The organism is Robertmurraya beringensis, assembly GCF_042433785.1.
GTDB lineage: Bacteria > Bacillota > Bacilli > Bacillales > Cytobacillaceae > Robertmurraya_A > Robertmurraya_A beringensis.
Window position 1 is genome coordinate 44980 of sequence record NZ_JBHLUU010000114.1, and the last position, 17077, is coordinate 62056.

The following is a 17077-nucleotide window of genomic DNA, read 5'->3' on the forward strand; positions in this document are numbered from 1 at the left end:
CCTTCTTATCCCGTTGCGGAAGATGTCTATTACACTCTATGGAGATTATTCCCTCACCTAATGGTTGAGAATGGATTCGCGTACACAGAGGTAAGAAAATGGAATGAAAATTTCGGGAACATAGAGACGACCATTTATGGTTCAGATGATACTGGTGAATACAGTAACAAACAGTCTAGAGGCGGTGTAACAAGAAAGACAGAGAAAGTCATGCCAGGGATTTCTCCTTATGTTTTCTCTAAGTTTCTTGTGCAAAATTCCGTACTTGTTAGATTAGTTGATGTTTGGCCAGATCCAGTGGAGCTCGTGAATGTACCAACTATTCTTGTAGATTTGGATGAAGAGTTAAAGCCACACTACAGAAATATGGTTAATACTTTCGAGCATGCCATTAATAGTCGGGACGATGGCTATAAGCTGTACATGCCTCTTACTCAGAATGGAATTGCCTATCCTGATAATCCTTTCTCCTTCCCAGCATTCTCAATTAAAACAGAATCTGGTCACAGAGATTTAATTTGGTCTCCTGAAGAATTTCCTACAGACCATCTCTTAAACAAAGAGAAAAAGCTACAGGAAATTATTAAAAGTGAGTTGGAAGAAGGCAGAAAGAGCATTGTTTATGTAAGGGATACTGGTTCCAGTGTTGAGGGCAGAGATGTTCGTCCTCGTTTAAAACAGGTTCTAGAGCAACTTGGTGCAAAGGTTTGTATCTTAGATACATCTACCGTAAAAACCAATAAGCGTAGTGAATGGCTAAAACAGAAAATTGAGAAAGAAGGATACGATGTTTGTATTGTGTCGCAGGCTCTTGTTGAAGTTGGACTAGACTGTGCGACAAGAAGTTGCTAATTAATAGTGCTTCAATAAGAAGTCACCTTAGTCATTAAAGGTGTTCCCGCCCGAAACTGCTTTCTGAGTAATCGGATTGTTGGGTTGCATGAGGGTTAAATGCTTAATGGAGGAATTTACGCAGAATTCCAAAAGAGCTAGGGAAAGTTAGGAAGGTATAAGCGAAAGCTGAATCTTTGTAGTCTTCGTCACCGACAACAAGCGTACTGTGGTTGTTAAAGCTTGTAGATGTGGATAAGAAAAGTTCTACGGTCGAGGAACTGTGCAATGACCTATAGATCCACCGGAGTAAAGAGGGATGCCTAACCTAACGTATCTATTATTAGTGAAACTTGGTAAGCCCTATGCATTCCTCTCATTTGAGGTAGGGGGACCGTAAGGGAACCACAATATGCAGAGGGTAGAGGAATGTGGAAAAAGCGAATGCCGACATAACGAAAGTTAAGGTGAAAACTCATTAGTATAAGCCGTCGGATAGGGCAATACCCAAATCGAAAGATTGCTGACTTCCACGTGGTCATCAACATGTATAGAAAGCGAAAAGAATAATCCTTAAAAGAGAGGGAGATATGTTATGAAAACCAACAATCATGTTGCGTCGGCTGTTTCCCCACTAGTGGATAACTGGCATTCAATTAATTGGGTCCAAGTTAATCGCTACGTAAGGAAACTTCAACAACGAATCTATCGTGCCGAACAACTTAAACAAACAAGAAAAGTAAGGAAATTACAAAGGCTTCTTCTTAGAAGCAAAGCGAATTTGTTGCTTAGTATTAAACGAGTAACGCAAGAAAACAAAGGCAAAAACACTGCTGGAATTGATGGATATATTTCGAACACTCCACAAGAACGTATTGAACTATTCAACAAGCTCAAAATGTACAGTGTAAGAAATATTAAAGTCAAACCTGCAAGAAGAGTATATATTCCTAAAAAGAATGGAAAGAAACGTCCGTTAGGCATTCCTGTAATTATTGACAGAGTGTATCAAAACGTGTTCAAAAACGCTTTAGAACCACAATGGGAAGCTAAATTTGAAATGTCATCATACGGATTCCGACCTAAACGTAGCGCACATGATGCTATAGGCGACCTATACATTAAATTGAATAGGAAAACCAACAAAGGATGGATATTTGAAGGTGACTTTGAAGGATGCTTCGACAATCTTAATCACGATTTCATCATGGAACGTATTAATAACTTCCCGAATAACAAAATCATTAAGAAATGGTTAGAAAGTGGATACGTTGACAACGATACATTCTATTCAACAGATAAGGGAACACCACAGGGAGGCATAATCTCACCGTTATTAGCAAATATAGCCTTACATGGGATGGAAGAAGAAATAGGAGTTAAATACTTCTACCCTAAACGGGATGGCGCACAATTATACCCGAATTCAGTTGGTGTAGTTAGATACGCAGATGATTTTGTTGTTGTATGTCCTACGGAAGGACAAGCCCGTGGAATGTACGAGAAACTACAACCATATCTAGATAAGCGTGGTCTGAAATTAGCACAAGAGAAAACAAGAGTTGTTCATATTAGTGAAGGCTTCGACTTCCTTGGATTTAATGTTCGACAATACCCAACTAAAGAAGGAAACCAGTTATTCATTAAACCATCCAATGAAAGTGTGAAAAACGCCAAACGGAAAATCAAAGAAGTGTTTGACTGGGGCAAAGGTAGAGAAACAACAAAACTAATTGAAAAACTTAATCGAGTGATTCAAGGAATTGCAAACTATTGGTCGCCAACGGTAGCCAAAGTTATATTCAGAGACATTGATACTTATGTCAATGAAAGAGTACTAATTTACTTGAAACATAGACATCATAGAACTTCAATTAAGAAACTGAGAAAGATGTACTTTAAACCAGATCATACAGGTGTAAGTAAAGATAAATGGATATTAACGTGTCCTAACGACAATACCAAGCAGCTCATTTGTATGAGTTGGACGAAAATTGAAAGACACGTAAAGATTAAGCAACATAACAGTCCATTCGATGCTTCACTTAAAGCTTACTTTGATAAACGAGATGAAAAGATATTCGATAGGGAAAATACTAATTCAAAAAGAAAACTTGCGAAAAAGTCTAATTACAAATGCAGAGTTTGCGGAGAATCCTTACAGGGAGACGAACCTATTGAAACCAATCATACTATGCCTGTAATAATCGGAGGAAAAGATTCTTATGATAACTTCGAATTGTTACACAAATCATGTCATAAATCACATCATGTACTTTTGGAGAAATACGGTGGCGGTAAAACTTTACCAAAAGTCGTAGAGTATCTGAAAACCAATGGGATTAATAACGTGAATTCAAAAAAGGCAATCAATCTTATGAAAAAGGCTTTCAAGAAGTTTAAGTATTAAGTTGGTTCGGACGAAAGGTGGCTTGAGCCGTATGTGCTGAAAGGTACAAGTACGGTTCTTAGGGGGGAAAGAGGTGGTAACATCTCCGACCTACCCGACTGCTATGTACACCGACGCTCATTTTCTATCAATTTAGCTGGTCTCTTTTTACCATCAACCAAGCGAGTAGAAGAGCATGGCGTATCGGTCAATCCGAAGAATGCAGACTCTACTATCTAGCTTATAAGGATACGTATCAAGAAACCATGGCGATGCTTATTGCTCAAAAGAATAAGGCGGCTGGTGCAATTAACGGTGAGGCTTCTTCAGATGGACTTAATGCCATGTTAGGATCCGATGATGCAGACCTTCAAACGATGTTGATTGAATCTATTAAAAAAGGCAAAGTCCTTAAGGGAAGTACAGAAGAATGGACAGCGGAAGCTTCCGATCGCGCAAGAGAAATTCTAGCGGGAATCGGGAAGAAGAAGCAGAAAGTGTTAACACCTAAAGATCAATTTGTTGCTTGGGTCAACCAACACATCGAAACCGATTCTTCTAAAAACGTACTTATTCGCAAATCATCAACCATTACTAGTCATATTGAACAAGGGAAGATTAATGGATTTAGCTTCGTAAACCAAGTGTTAGAGGTAGATCTCATTGAAGCCTTTGGAATCGATTGTATTCAAGACGGAGAAATGGTTGCTTATTTAACCGAATATGAGAGAAAGATTGTTGCTGCTGAAGAACAGATTTCATTGTTTGAAATTAAGGCAGAAGACAAAGTAAAAACTAAAAAGAAACGTACTGCTCCGGTAACTGGACAATTAGCGTTTGAATTATTTTAGGGGGAATAAATCAATGACAATTACGTTAACCATCGATTGGCTAGTATATTTTTACTGGCTGGTCGAAAATTATATTTTTGTTAGAGTTCAAGAATTAAAGGTGCAACAATACTATGCTTATTATGAGCGTTTAGCTGAATGGGTAGAGGATTGTAGACAGCCTGTAGAGACTTTCGAACACCAACCTTATCTGGTAGAAACATCAATTAGTCAAGAACCGGTACTAGCTCCTGTTATTCCTATTAAACCAGTAGTTGTACAACCTGAACTTGATGAAAAGGCAGAAGGATTATTCGCAGAACTTCAACTTGAATTGGGAATGGATTCAAATTTAAGTGTAGAAGTAGACTATGAACCTATTGCTATCTATGAGATGGAAGAAGCACCAGCTGAGTTTGATTTCGACTATGACATGGTAAGCCTTGCAGATTATGATCAGCAAGATTTTATCGAGGAAGAGACTTTTGTTACAGCATATGAAGAAGAGTTTATCGACAATCAAGAAGATTGTATTCATATGGATGACCTTATGAGAGAAGAAGAAGTAACATCACCAATCGGTTATGAAGCCTTCGCTTCTGCCAAGATCGTAGATTGTATTGAAGGGCCACAGCAGTGGGTCGTTTCCGTTATTGGAATGGAAGAACAATATATTCATGTTTCTGATGGAAAGCGGATCTGGTTAAACATTGGTGAAAGAGCTTCTAGAATTCACAAGAATGACGTTTTAATTCTAGACGTTATTCGAAATGGCAAAGACATTCAGGTGGAAAATCTAGTACGAGTAGAGACATTTGCAACTGACGAGTACATGATACCTGATGAAGAACGATTCTTATTTGAAGATGATGTTCGAATTGCTATTTAAAAATAATTTCCAATTGTGCGACATTTTGTCGCCTTTTGGTGTAAGGAAGGAAGAAATTCCTTCTTTACACCAGATGTAACAGTAAACATTTGGATAAAAAAGTAGATATTTCAAGCATGAAACAATCTCTATAAATTTTTCTATATTTTCGACATGAAACGACAAAAACATGTAGGACATTTGGTTTATAATACGAAACACTTGCGTAGGATAATAGTAGGATATCCTTAACAAGTCTTGGAGATTTGTAATTGAGTCAATATAGAAAAAAAGACGATATAGAAACCATAAAGATAGAGAATTATAGAGAGTTAGTCTTTTTTCATGCAATAACTAAAAATATTAGCAAGGGAAAGGGGTCCAACAAGAATGGCTGCGCCTATACTAACAGAAGCTCACATCAGTGAAGTGAGCCAAACGATAAGAAATAAACAGATAGGAATTAACAAGATTGAATTTGTTTACAAGAAGGAACAGTTATACATAGATGCATTTGGAGTGGAAGGTATTCCTCAAGCAGATACGTACTATGAAAACATTGAAGACCATCTTGTATATTCGGAATTTTCATGGTTAGGACCATTATGTCGTAACTTCAAAGTAAACCTTGATGCAACGATAAATGTTGATCCGGAAGGGGAATTTGAGCAAGATTCTATTCAACTAGGTGTATATACAGCATTTTCGCGGCAAAATTCGAAACCACAAATTCTTAACCGTCTTATGCCACTACTGAATTCACTAGTTCCATTCCGCGCACATTTGTCTGAAGTAGAACTAGTTTGGCATGATGGTTGCTTAAATACGATCCGATTCTTCATGAACATTGATGCTAAAAAGGTTAACCCAATTATTAGTAACGCTCAGGCTCCTAATAACCAAATCCTACGCCAATGGGTTTCAACAATTGACCAGGCTATCGACTACAATAAAGGTCGTTATAAGCATCGAGTGAAATTACCAATCGTAAATGGAAGAATCAATATTGCAAAATATGAGACTGCTGTTTGCTTTAGATTGGAAGTTAAAGGTAAAAAATGATGAAGAAACTTACACATCCTATCATTCTTTCACTCTTTCTAATTTTACTATTACCGGTGACAGTTAATGCGAGCCCGTTACAATTTGGAGGAAACTCTGAACCAACACTAAACGAGCAATTAGGAATTTGGACAGATGGCGTAAATAATCTTGCTCCAACTATTTCTAATCTATTCTCCGCTATTTTCACACTCATGTTTCTATTCGGAGCGGTTAGGTTGGGATATTCTATTGTTACAAAGACGGGACAAGTGATGAAAGGATCTACTGGATTATTAATCTGGGTTCCAATCACATTCTTCTCGATTCGAGTACTAATGCTTTTATTGTTTACAACAGATAAAAAGGATGTTACACTGCTAGCAAGTGATTTGATAAACTTAATTACTGCTACTAGTTACTCCACTGTTGATTGGATGATCTCTATCGGACTCGTATTCTACTTGTTCTTCCATTTGATTAAACATCCTGAATTCGGGAGATGGAGTAAGCGGATGTGGGGCATTGCTGGTGTACTCACATTACTAACTATTCTAGCTCCAATTGTTTTAGGAGCCGTTTAATCTCAAAGGAAATGGGTGATCCTTATGTTAAAACTTGTGATAGATAATACAAAGAAGACCAATGACGCTGAAGCCATTACTTGTCGAAACTCTTGTGAGTATTTTGATGAGAAAACTGAAAAATGTGGTATACATCTTTCTGTTGATGTCGATAGTGCTTATGAAGCCTCAAAATGTGGTTTGTTCTTACACAAGAGCATGATGATTCCTGAATTACATAGAAAAACGGTCCAATCTCGTTTTGATCTTATTGAAGAAGAAGACAACCATTTGTTAGATGACCAGGAAATTTGGGAATTTGCAGGTAAGAAAGTGTACAAGAGTACCTATAAATATCCTCTCGAACCTGACTTCTCAGCATTTCGCGAAGATGCCTATTGGTACATTTCACCGTGTAAAACTTTTGGTTGTTGGGTAGTAAACCTATGTAAAAAGCCAATGCTAACTCCTATTGATAGGGAGCATGCCGTAACGGGCTGGACACCAAAAGTGTATAAGTCTCCCATACCTCTACATGATCACAAGTCCTCGATACCTCTTGCCTCAAAAGCAGTATGGGTTGTTGATGAAGAAGGGTATGGCCAATATGGTCTTTTAGCAAACGGAGTGGTTACAAATTTCTCTTCAGGCCCAAAGCCAGTAAATTGGGTAAAGTAGTGTTGAAATTACATAATAAAACACGTTATAATATATGTAACTTAAGACTAAAGGGACGAACCCTATTGTGAAGGCATACGTGCATCGTATGTTCTTTTGCAATAGGGTTTTTTATTTGTATTCGTAAGGAGGGACACTTATGGAGGAAATTTTGATTATCAATGAAAGGACTTCATTCCTAGAGGGATTGTCTAAACTTCTAGAAATAAAGTTTGGTAATGTGTTCGGCATTATTAAAAGGGACTCAAAAGACTTGAAGAACTTTAATGATGATACGATACCCAAACTAATTATTGTAGATGAAGTCTCTAATGAAGATACAGAGCATTTTCTTTCTGATATGCGTAAACGTGGCTCAAAGATTGTTGTCATGAGTTTAGAAGCAAACGAAATACACCATTTAGATTTAGATCTCTATAATGGATTTTTAATAAAGAACATGCCTACTTCAGATATGATACATGTGATTAGAAATATCCTTGAGTACAACGAGGTTTACGTCCATCCAGATGTTGGACATTTCTTCTTAAAGAAATTAACATCCAAATAAATTACAAAAAACACTTGATTTCAGTTTAGCATTTGGTATATTTATTACAAATATTAAACAAGAAATCGGGGGTTATTAATGATGAAAAAGACTAGTAGCTATTTTTGGAGGAAGCCAGGAAACAACTTACAAGCAAATTGGTAAAAAATACGGAGTTAACGTTTTGTTTCATTGTGGGAAGTCCCGGAACGGTGGGAATAAAAAAGAATTTAAAACCATTGTAAAAAAGGCGGATGTAGTGGTAATCCTTCTTGGAGCACTAGGACACGTCAGCATGGACATCGTTAAAGAAGTTTGTAAGGAACAAGGAATCCAAATGATCACCCATGATGGAAGAGGAGCAAGTGGGGCTATCCAAAAGTGTGTTAGCTTCTTCAACACACCTGCTGCAGCTTAGGAGGAACAAATGCTTAAACGCAACAAAGAGATGACTTTTAAAGTCGTCAATAAACAAAAGAAAAAAGTTGAACTACTAGAGCGGAACAGCTTTTAATCGATGCTATTCGAGAGATTGAGGACTTAGATGAGTTTGTTAGGCAAGTGAAGAAAATGGATTCAGGTGTTCTTAAAAGCAGATTACTTAATGTGGCAACAGATAAGATCGTTGAACCGCAGATATATCAATCGTAAATGGAATCATCAGTAACCTTCTAGGGAGATAGTACAATCTCCATCCCCTTAAAATGTTTTTTCTTGTACAGGCGGACGAAAGGATTACTCCTTATCTGCCTAGAGGGTTATTGTATTCAAATTTAATAGAAAGGTAGAACAAACCATGGTAGTTAGATGTATCAATGATTGCGGAAGCGAAAACTTCACTACAGACAAAGAATATATTGGGACCATTACTTCTGAAGGATTACAAGTCATCGATGATAAAGGGGAAGAGCACATTATCGCTAAACATCATCCAACTGGTTATGAACATGACGAGTGGTTTTGTTCTCGATTTTACATATTAGATAAAGAGCTCCATGTCATGTGAGCAATAGGAGGTTAGCGGGTAATGGGAAAAATGCTATTATGTGCTGAAAAACCTGCCCAGGCTAGGAAACTTTGTGAACCATTTAAACATACCGATAAGGGAGACCATATAGTCATTGCCCCGTGTGAAATTTTCCCTGACGGAGCAGTGACTATTTGGGCTGTTGGACATATCCTCGAACTATACTCACCAAGCGACTACTCAGAAGAATATAAAACATGGTCACTCGAAAACCTTCCAATTATTCCATCCGAATATAAATTAAAGCCGGTTCCTGATAAAAGAAAGATTCTTAATAATTACAAAAAGTGGTTAAAAGACCCGTCTATATCTACGATTGTCCATTGTGGGGATCCTGGAAGTGAAGGAGAACTACTTGTGACCGAAATACTCAGTTATTTAAATAACAAAAAGCCTGTCAAACGGTTCTGGGCAACTAGTTTAACTAAGGATTCCGTAACAAAGGCCTTTAAAAATATGAAGGATGGTTCTGAATATACCTCCTTATCCCGTGCTGCAATTGCTAGGCAACGTGCCGATTGGGTGTTAGGTATGTCAACGACTCGGGCATTAACTTGTCTATTAAAACAAAAGGGAATCAATAAAAAAGTCTTTTCTTCAGGTCGTGTTCAGTCTGCACTGGCCGGTATCATCTATCAACGTGATAAAGAAATAGAGACTTTTGTTAGTAAGCACTACTTTGATCTGTTTGGTACATTTCAATTCGGAGAAGATGTGCTAATTGGAAAATGGGTTAGCAAAGAATCTGACCATATTTTTGATATGGAGGAAGAAGTGCTTCGGGCATTTGCTGAGTATATTAAAACACAACCTGCTAAGGTTCATACGGTTGTAAATGAAGAAAAGAGAATTAAACCACCTCAATTATTTAACTTGTCTGCCTTACAAATTCAAGCAAATAAAATGTACGGAATGGCTCCTCTAGAAGTTTTAAAGTACTGTCAGTCTTTATATGATAAGTCTCTTTTGACTTACCCACGATCAGATTCACGATACTTAACTGAAGGGGAAGCTGAATGGATGCCTACCATTCTTAAAAACCTGTCTAAATATGATTGTTATCAGGTGCTGGTTAAGGAGGCAACAGGTGACATTTCTCAGAATAAGAGATATACGGACAGCTCTAAAGTTAGTGATCACTATGCCATCATTCCGACAGAGGACGAGGTTGATCCACTCACTTTACCAAAAGGAGAGCAACAAATCTACGACCTAGTAGCCAAATCAGTAATCGCCGCGCATTGTCCCGATTACGTGTACGATTCAACCGAAATACTTACTACCATCCAGGACCAATTTGCTTTCAAAAGTAAAGGGAATATTGCCAAAGAAGAAGGGTGGAAAGTCGTTTATAAAGGTGCTACCAGTACCGAAAAAGAGGATGAAGTAGATGTAACTCTACCTCCACTTAAAGAAGGACAAATGGGAAAAGTGATTGCCACTGATTTAAAAGAAGGAACAACTACCCCACCAGCTCGTTTCACCCAGGGGGACCTTATTGGGATTATGGTGAATGCCTCCCATTACGTAAAAGATAAAGGCGATTTCAAAAAGGCCGAACTTTCATTAGGTACAGAAGCAACTAGGGCAGGGATTGTAGATACACTTACTACACGCTATGTAAAGATAGTGAAAAACCAAGTCTTCATGCTGCCAGAAGGAAAAATTCTTATTGAAGCTCTAGGTTTAAATAGTTATGTTACCTCTGTCCTTACTACTGGACAAATGGACCGTTATCTTAAGGAAATCGAGAAAGGCAAAGGTGATGTAAATAAATTTGTCAAAAGGACGGAACAGATCACCGCTGAAATCGTAGAAAAACTTATAGCCGATTCATCGAATTGGGATTTCTCAGATTATATTCAAGAAATCAATAAAGCAGAGGAAATAGGAATATGTAAACTTTGTGGTGGGACAGTTGTTGAAAGAGACACCTTCTATGGATGTAGTAATTTCAGCAAAAACAACTGTTCCTTTAAGATTCCAAAGACTCTATCAGAGAAGACGATTAGTAAGGAAAATGCGAAAAAACTGTTAGCTACCGGGCAAACGGCTCTTATAAAAAACTTCCTTAGTAAGAAGAAAGAGAAAACATTCGATGCTTTTGTAGCATGGGATGAGAATCAAAAAAAGATTATCTATCGTTTTCCAAAATAACCATACAGAATGGAGAGGCCTTTATGAATTCAGCCATGTTACATAATGGACAGGTGGTTACTGCTGCAGAGTACAATCCTGACACACATGGAAAGAGGATTTATTGTATCGATAAAGCATGTAAGACCAATATCATCTATGTTCCAGGTACTGATTCTACCGTACCTTACTTTAAAACGACAGGTAAGAATGAGGACTCCAAACATAAACAGAGCTGTGGGTTCTTTAAGATACTAACATTTGAAGAAAGTATCGCGAAAGTTAATGAATATCAAGATGAATTATTAGATAAGGGTTTTCCAGAAACGATTATCCGATTAAATATGGCTCAGCTTGATCCGGATTATCAAAAAAAGGTAGTGGAGAAAGAGGAGTCTCAACAGAAGAAAGTAAAGGATCCTAATGAGATTAAAGTTAAGCAGGAGTCTACTACCCCCAACAGTATAAGCACTCTAAAGGCCGTTGTAAAGCTTCTTACTTTATATGAACCTGATACTCTAGCAACCATCTTAGTCAGCGTTAAAGGTAGGAAGATACCTTTATCCAAAATAGTAGTGAGTAGTGAACGTGCCCATGAACTAGCATGGTCTGGTGAAGCGGATGATACACTTAGCTACTTTGTATATGGGACCATTCGGAAAGTGATTAGAAGAGAAAAGGTTATTTATCTTAATTTTGAACCTGTTAATAATGTGGTCTTTAGTTTAGTTATTTTTGATAAGTACTTTAAACACTTCACTTATAAGGACGAGCAACTGGTTGACCGAAAAGTACTTGCTTATGGATTTAGATTAAAAAAGAACGAATTTAAAGGCAAGAATACTTCAGAGCTACATATTAAATCCAATAAATATATTGAGTTCTTACCTTAAGTCTTTCTTATTAACGTAGAGGTGAAGGAAAATGTTTATTCTTACAGATAATAGTAATGTGACGATGATTATTGTTACTAATGCCAGAGGAATCGTAATCGATCATAGCCTAAGGAGGGAAAATAGATGATACAAGCAATCACCAAGGACAAGAAGCTGATGAAATCTATTGAGGAACTTAGAGCCGCTATGATTGAAAGTTCTCGAAAAAAAGGCATTAAAAACATGGACACGGTGCGGTTAAGCCAGGAATTAGATAAACTAATTCTTACTTACCAGCAACGTCAGTAGTTATTTAGGGAGAGGAGAACAACTTTGTTTGATATATTAGGCGGTTTAGCGGTATTTGTATTTATTATAGTAGGAATGGTATCTCCGATAATTGCTTTTTTCTTTAGAAAAAAAGGATTCAAAGCCATTTGGAAAAAATCAAACTTGCTATTATTAGGGGTATTGATTTTTATCATAACTCCTATTTTAATAGCTAGTTATTATACCGAAGAGAAACCTTTAATTGATAAAATGGATAAAAAGTACGCACTAATAAAGAATGATTTACCGAAAGATGAAACCACTGAAAAAATCCTTGTAGAGTTATATAAAACTGGAGCTTCTACCAGCGGTAACAGGAATATAAACTATGTGGTCAATAATTACAACCATAAGGACTTTAATGGCAAGATTATAATAAGTGCTTTTTATGGAGGAAAAAAAATAAGTGAAAAAGAGTTTGAGTTGTTTTTGCTATCAAAGGAAAAAGGTTACGATGACTATATAGATGCTAACAAACTTAACATTAATAGAGACAAGTGGAAAACGGTAAAGATCAAATACAAAATAAAAGGTGAGTTTCCATCATAAGGCACAAAGAATTCTTAATCCCCTCTTATGAACAGACGGCCGGCCTTAAATTTCTAATTGGTTTTTTATATCTCCTACTTTATTATTAAAAGGGTTCTGTAGATAAATTAATAAAAGGACTATTTACTCATTTAACTAAGGAGAGGGTAAAATATGACTACACCAAACGAAGAGACACCTATTGATTTAAGCATAGTCTATGACTTTAAAAGCTTCCCGGACTGCTTGTTATCAAGACCTAAATTAAAAAATGGTAAATAAATTAAAGGCCATAACATATTTTATATGGCTAATATGTTATGGCCTTTCTTATTAAAACAACGCCCTTGTTAGCTTATGTAAAATTATTCACAAACTTTATTTGTAGGGATGAAAGTCCACTGATTTTGCTTGATACATTTTGTCACGATATTCAAAAGTGATAATAACTTCACCAATAGAGTATGCTGGAGAAACTTGAGCAGTTAACCTAGCGATAAGATGTTTGTTTTCTACTTCATATTTTATAATTCCTCCAAAATATATATCTTTAAAAACATTCTCAAGCTTGATACCTACTGGACTTAAATCTACAACATATTGTTTGTCTCCAATACTTATTTTCGAGTTGACCACTTATCAAAAGGGCTATCTGACCAGGATGTAATAACAGAATTTCGTCTTTCAGATCCTTTCTCTATTAGACGTTATAAAGAGAATCTAAATCAAAAGACAAAAACGGAAAAAATATAAAAATATATATACATAGGGAGAATACTTTGGCTGACATGTTTGGATGCTTAGAATTATAATTATTTTTTTGAAACTATATATGTTGTTGGTATTAGTTGGTCCTTAATTCCCAATACTAATAAAAAAGAAAGGGGAATTTTTAAAAATGAAATTCTTTATTTTACCACCACTAATATCTGTATTACTTTTAAATTATATAGGTTATAGTAATAAGGAAAAAATGAGTACTGCTATTCATCTTGACCAAACACCTCAAGTCGAAAAATTTAAGGATAAAACAGATTTTAAATTTATAATGCCTACCAAGCTTCCAAAGGATTGGATATTAGAAATAAAAGAACCAACAGAAGAGTCAAAGGAGTCAGAGAAAATACAGCTTGTAAGATTAAATTATCTAGACAAGACTGATACATATTTAATGGTATCTATAGCAGAGACTAAATCAAATGGTAAATTAGACGATTTTGGTGAAAATCTGAAAATAAAAGGTATAAACGCTATATTTCAGAAACTATTACCTACCGAGAAGTATAAAGAGGTTACTGGAGGAACGTTAATGTGGATTCAAGGGGATACATTAATTTCTCTATTCAGCTCTAGATTGTCAAAAGCTGAGTTAGTTCAGATTGCTGAATCTATGATATCTGAACAGTAACAGTAAAAGTAAAATAGGGGAAAGTTCAACAATCTTTAATGTAGAACTTTCCCCTAACTAATCTTACTTAAATATAGAGCCGCCGTTACTATAAACTCGATATGTCCCCTCTGTATCATTGTTGGTTAGTGATTTCCAAGTCAGCGTGTAATCACCCGGTGCTACACTATAAAATGTTATGGTGCCATTGTAATCAAACGGTAAGTAAGTTGCACTAATTTCCCGTCCAGAAGCTGTCCTTAACGTCCAAACTGTATTGGCTTGCTGCCCACTATGTATACCTTGTTGAAATATTTTTGCAGAGATATTCCCCCCTTGATGATGCCATATCTTTACACCATCATAATCTCCATTATCCTGTGCCCAAATTCGAAATTCTCCACTAACAGCAGCTTCTGTTTGAATATTAGGAATTAAAGTGAAAATACACGCTAATAGAAAACTAGTGATTAAAATTCTTTTTGCAAACACCTTCATAATTATTTAACCTCCAACTTATTAATATATCCAAATTATAGAATAATATTACATTTTTTTCTATAAATAAGTCTGAATTATGTGAAAATAAGCATAAAGTCTAAGTATTGATAGGTATTTAGAGTCACTCCATCCATTCTAATCAGTGCTTTTTAACCAACTACAAAAGTAAAAAGACCACTAGTTCATGCAACTAGTGGTCATTCTTTGCGTGAAAACCATCCCTTACTTTGGAGAGCGTTAGGATGGTTTCAGCATTACCTATGAGTAACTTATTGTACCATGTATGTTTAAAAATGGAACTATAGGTGTAATTATTTTGCTTTTGATTGATCTTGTTCCTTAATTTATCAAATAGATTATTTTCACTCAAATTATCATATAGTAATTTATTTACTATTTCATGGCTTTAGGTTACAGGTTTCAACCAATTTATTTTTATCAGCTCCAATTTAAAATATCTTTTGAGGTGTTGTTTAAATGTTTGTATCACAAATGTTATTACAACGATGATACATATATAGTAGAGTTTGCGTTATCAAGACTTAAATTAAAATATCTCAAAGTGTACATATTCTATATACTCCCAAATTTAGTATAAGTATAGTTCTTTCTAATCAAAAAACTATAAATTTATTTACAATTTTTGGTTTTTATTTTAAAATTTGGTTGTCTATTTAGAATCTTTTTTTCTATAACACCATAGACTTAACAGGAAGACATATTGATTGGAGGGGGAATAATGAAATTCAAGAAATTGGTTGGTATCACCTTTTTATCTTTATCTTTAATGTTCCCGTACTTTTCTTCGGCCTCTGCAGAAACAAGTCAAGTTAATAAAGAGAAATATTACTATGAAAACAACAAAACAAAAGTCACTAAAGAAATTGTTCAGACAGAAAACGGCCAAGCGACGTTTACACGTAAAACCGAAGCCAACGGAACTGTGTATGCTGAGTTAATTGAAAAGGATTTCACGACTATAATTGAATATGATCCTAATACAAAAGAGCTATTTGTGAATGGTGAAAAGCAAGAGTTTGAGATAGCTGAAGTTAACGAACAGCAGAATACATCAGGAGATTTCTCTATTATGGCCGTTCCGTCAGGCGGAACATATGTTGGTGCCTTTAATTATAGTTTAAATATTGCAACTTTAACTGCATCAGCGGCCGCAGCAGCATTATCTACTGTAACTAAAGCTCCTTATAGTGGTTGTTTGGCTGCCGTAAGCGTATTCATAGGTTCTGCATCAACACTATATTACACAATTTATCAATATCGATATCCAATGAAATGTTCAGCAACTCCATATTTTAATCAAACTAAAGTATGGACTAATTCTAGCCGTAGCGTCGTTTCTTCAATAGTTGAAAGCGGGAAGTTCTTCAGCTCTCAACCTATTCCAGCTTCCTGTACTCCATAGAAAGAAGTGATATTCAAATGAACTACTTAGGTATATTAATTGGTTTTATTATTGCAGCTTTAATTTTATATTTCTTTGACAGTACAATCGAATTGCCAGCAATTATAGCTATTGCCATTGGGTTGATCGTAGGTGAGGTCATTAGAAGAATAAGAGTCAAAAATAAAGATACTTGAATATATATCTGAGTATTTTGAAGGTTGTTAATGAAATGAAATATATAGACTCATTGAACCGATCAATTGCAAAGTCAAATATCGTAATCTTACTAAAAAAGGATTGCTTAGAATAGCATCATTCGCAGAGTCGTCTAATAAAAAAGCCTTGTTACATTAATAAATGTATCAAGGCTTTGTTTTACTATCTTTCCCCTATAGTTAATTAGCAATCTGTTAGATATGCTTATATACATCTGAATATGCTATCTTTAATTGACTTCGTAGCTGCTTATTTTCACCTTCAAGTTTCTTAATACGACGTTGTAACGATTCAATAATTGCAGTTTTGCTATTCTCATTTATGTCATCTTTCTTTTTTAAGGTCGCACTAGTTCTTCCTTGTTGTTTTCTCAATAAATCGATTCTCACTCGTAATTCTTTGTGGTTATATAGTGTTGCCTTGGATATTCCAGCTTCTATAGCTACACTATTAAAGTTAATAATCTCTTTTTTCCTAACCAGACTTTTGATAGCATCATCAACTCTTTGATAGGTTAGAGCCTTTCCATACATGCGCCATTGAGCTACATTGGCTAGTTGCTTATATGTAAGTCCGGGTGTGGCTTCGGCCATCTTGCTCAAACCAATATTCATTCCCATTCCTAAAAGGGCAGCCATGATAATGATTGTTTCTTCCTTATCTGGTTTTCGATTATTAGATGCATGAGTGAATTGCTCATGAAATCCTGTTAAATGAGCAACATCCATAAGTAAATCAGTTAATTTTATTCTTGGGAGCATCTGATACAGGCTTGCACTAAATTTTTTTGCTTCTTCTGGAACATCTTTTTCTAATCGTGCAATTGACAGCTTTCCTTTTTCAAGAGAAACCCCGTCTAACTTGTTGGAATTGGTAGCTAACCACTTTAACCTTTTGTTAAGGCTGCTGGTTCTCTCCGTCATATAATCCTCGAATGATAAAC

Annotated in this window: 21 protein-coding genes and 1 pseudogene; 18 read left to right on the forward strand and 4 right to left on the reverse strand. The window is 35.8% G+C overall.

Going from position 1 to position 17077, the window contains the following annotated elements:
• The first annotated feature begins 60 nt into the window (after positions 1–60).
• From ACFFHF_RS17235 to ACFFHF_RS17305, 15 genes are all read left to right on the forward strand, one after another.
• Positions 61–852, forward strand: coding sequence for a hypothetical protein (locus ACFFHF_RS17235; protein WP_377058693.1), 792 nt, complete (start codon positions 61–63; stop codon positions 850–852).
• A 574-nt stretch (positions 853–1426) separates the two neighbouring features.
• A complete protein-coding gene (ltrA, locus tag ACFFHF_RS17240) occupies positions 1427–3241 on the forward strand; it encodes a group II intron reverse transcriptase/maturase (protein ID WP_377058694.1) in 1815 nt (604 codons plus the stop codon).
• 33 nt (positions 3242–3274) lie between these two features.
• On the forward strand, positions 3275–3460 hold the full coding sequence (locus ACFFHF_RS17245; RefSeq protein ID WP_377058695.1) for a hypothetical protein: 186 nt from the start codon (positions 3275–3277) through the stop codon (positions 3458–3460).
• Between the two features lie 26 nt (positions 3461–3486).
• A complete protein-coding gene (locus ACFFHF_RS17250) occupies positions 3487–4071 on the forward strand; it encodes a hypothetical protein (protein WP_377058696.1) in 585 nt (194 codons plus the stop codon).
• A gap of 13 nt (positions 4072–4084) precedes the next feature.
• Positions 4085–4939 carry a hypothetical protein gene (locus ACFFHF_RS17255; protein WP_377058697.1) on the forward strand — a complete coding sequence of 285 codons (855 nt, stop codon included), beginning with the start codon at positions 4085–4087 and terminating at the stop codon, positions 4937–4939.
• 369 nt (positions 4940–5308) lie between these two features.
• Complete coding sequence (locus ACFFHF_RS17260; protein ID WP_377058698.1) at positions 5309–5980, forward strand: hypothetical protein; 672 nt, start codon at positions 5309–5311, stop codon at positions 5978–5980.
• Entirely contained in the window at positions 5977–6543 is a 567-nt protein-coding gene (locus ACFFHF_RS17265) for a hypothetical protein (RefSeq protein WP_377058699.1), read from the forward strand. The genes ACFFHF_RS17260 and ACFFHF_RS17265 overlap by 4 nt, the downstream gene beginning before the upstream one ends.
• A gap of 24 nt (positions 6544–6567) precedes the next feature.
• Positions 6568–7200, forward strand: coding sequence for a hypothetical protein (locus tag ACFFHF_RS17270; protein ID WP_377058700.1), 633 nt, complete (start codon positions 6568–6570; stop codon positions 7198–7200).
• A 139-nt stretch (positions 7201–7339) separates the two neighbouring features.
• A complete protein-coding gene (locus tag ACFFHF_RS17275) occupies positions 7340–7750 on the forward strand; it encodes a hypothetical protein (RefSeq protein ID WP_377058701.1) in 411 nt (136 codons plus the stop codon).
• A gap of 100 nt (positions 7751–7850) precedes the next feature.
• Complete coding sequence (locus tag ACFFHF_RS17280; protein WP_377058708.1) at positions 7851–8147, forward strand: DUF2325 domain-containing protein; 297 nt, start codon at positions 7851–7853, stop codon at positions 8145–8147.
• 378 nt (positions 8148–8525) lie between these two features.
• Positions 8526–8735: a hypothetical protein gene (locus tag ACFFHF_RS17285; protein ID WP_377058702.1), complete on the forward strand. Its 210-nt coding sequence runs from the start codon at positions 8526–8528 to the stop codon at positions 8733–8735.
• 21 nt (positions 8736–8756) lie between these two features.
• The gene (locus tag ACFFHF_RS17290) at positions 8757–10913 is read left to right on the forward strand and encodes a type IA DNA topoisomerase (protein WP_377058703.1); all 2157 of its coding nucleotides are present in this window, start codon (positions 8757–8759) and stop codon (positions 10911–10913) included.
• A 23-nt stretch (positions 10914–10936) separates the two neighbouring features.
• The gene (locus tag ACFFHF_RS17295; protein WP_377058704.1) at positions 10937–11785 is read left to right on the forward strand and encodes a hypothetical protein; all 849 of its coding nucleotides are present in this window, start codon (positions 10937–10939) and stop codon (positions 11783–11785) included.
• Positions 11786–11911: 126 nt separating this feature from the next.
• Positions 11912–12076, forward strand: coding sequence for an aspartyl-phosphate phosphatase Spo0E family protein (locus ACFFHF_RS17300; RefSeq protein WP_377058705.1), 165 nt, complete (start codon positions 11912–11914; stop codon positions 12074–12076).
• Positions 12077–12100: 24 nt separating this feature from the next.
• Complete coding sequence (locus tag ACFFHF_RS17305) at positions 12101–12646, forward strand: hypothetical protein (protein WP_377058706.1); 546 nt, start codon at positions 12101–12103, stop codon at positions 12644–12646.
• A gap of 357 nt (positions 12647–13003) precedes the next feature.
• Here ACFFHF_RS17305 and ACFFHF_RS17310 read toward each other — a convergent pair whose 3' ends face one another.
• Positions 13004–13261, reverse strand: coding sequence for a hypothetical protein (locus tag ACFFHF_RS17310; protein ID WP_160548896.1), 258 nt, complete (start codon positions 13259–13261; stop codon positions 13004–13006).
• 262 nt (positions 13262–13523) lie between these two features.
• Between ACFFHF_RS17310 and ACFFHF_RS17315 the strand changes: the two genes are divergently transcribed.
• A complete protein-coding gene (locus tag ACFFHF_RS17315) occupies positions 13524–14033 on the forward strand; it encodes a DUF4367 domain-containing protein (protein ID WP_160548897.1) in 510 nt (169 codons plus the stop codon).
• 63 nt (positions 14034–14096) lie between these two features.
• On the opposite strand, the gene ACFFHF_RS17320 is transcribed toward ACFFHF_RS17315, so the two are convergent.
• The gene (locus tag ACFFHF_RS17320; protein WP_160548898.1) at positions 14097–14510 is read right to left on the reverse strand and encodes a hypothetical protein; all 414 of its coding nucleotides are present in this window, start codon (positions 14508–14510) and stop codon (positions 14097–14099) included.
• Between the two features lie 742 nt (positions 14511–15252).
• Here ACFFHF_RS17320 and ACFFHF_RS17325 point away from each other — a divergent pair.
• Positions 15253–15936: a hypothetical protein gene (locus tag ACFFHF_RS17325; RefSeq protein WP_160548899.1), complete on the forward strand. Its 684-nt coding sequence runs from the start codon at positions 15253–15255 to the stop codon at positions 15934–15936.
• Between the two features lie 17 nt (positions 15937–15953).
• Positions 15954–16112 carry a hypothetical protein gene (locus ACFFHF_RS17330; protein WP_160548900.1) on the forward strand — a complete coding sequence of 53 codons (159 nt, stop codon included), beginning with the start codon at positions 15954–15956 and terminating at the stop codon, positions 16110–16112.
• 216 nt (positions 16113–16328) lie between these two features.
• On the opposite strand, the gene ACFFHF_RS17335 is transcribed toward ACFFHF_RS17330, so the two are convergent.
• Together ACFFHF_RS17335 and ACFFHF_RS17340 are read right to left on the reverse strand one after the other, a co-directional pair.
• Positions 16329–16667, reverse strand: a complete 339-nt coding sequence (locus tag ACFFHF_RS17335; protein WP_377058709.1) for a DUF6262 family protein — start codon at positions 16665–16667, stop codon at positions 16329–16331.
• Positions 16650–17077: pseudogene (locus tag ACFFHF_RS17340) on the reverse strand (Tn3 family transposase); the annotation flags it as partial. The gene ACFFHF_RS17335 and the pseudogene ACFFHF_RS17340, both read right to left, overlap by 18 nt.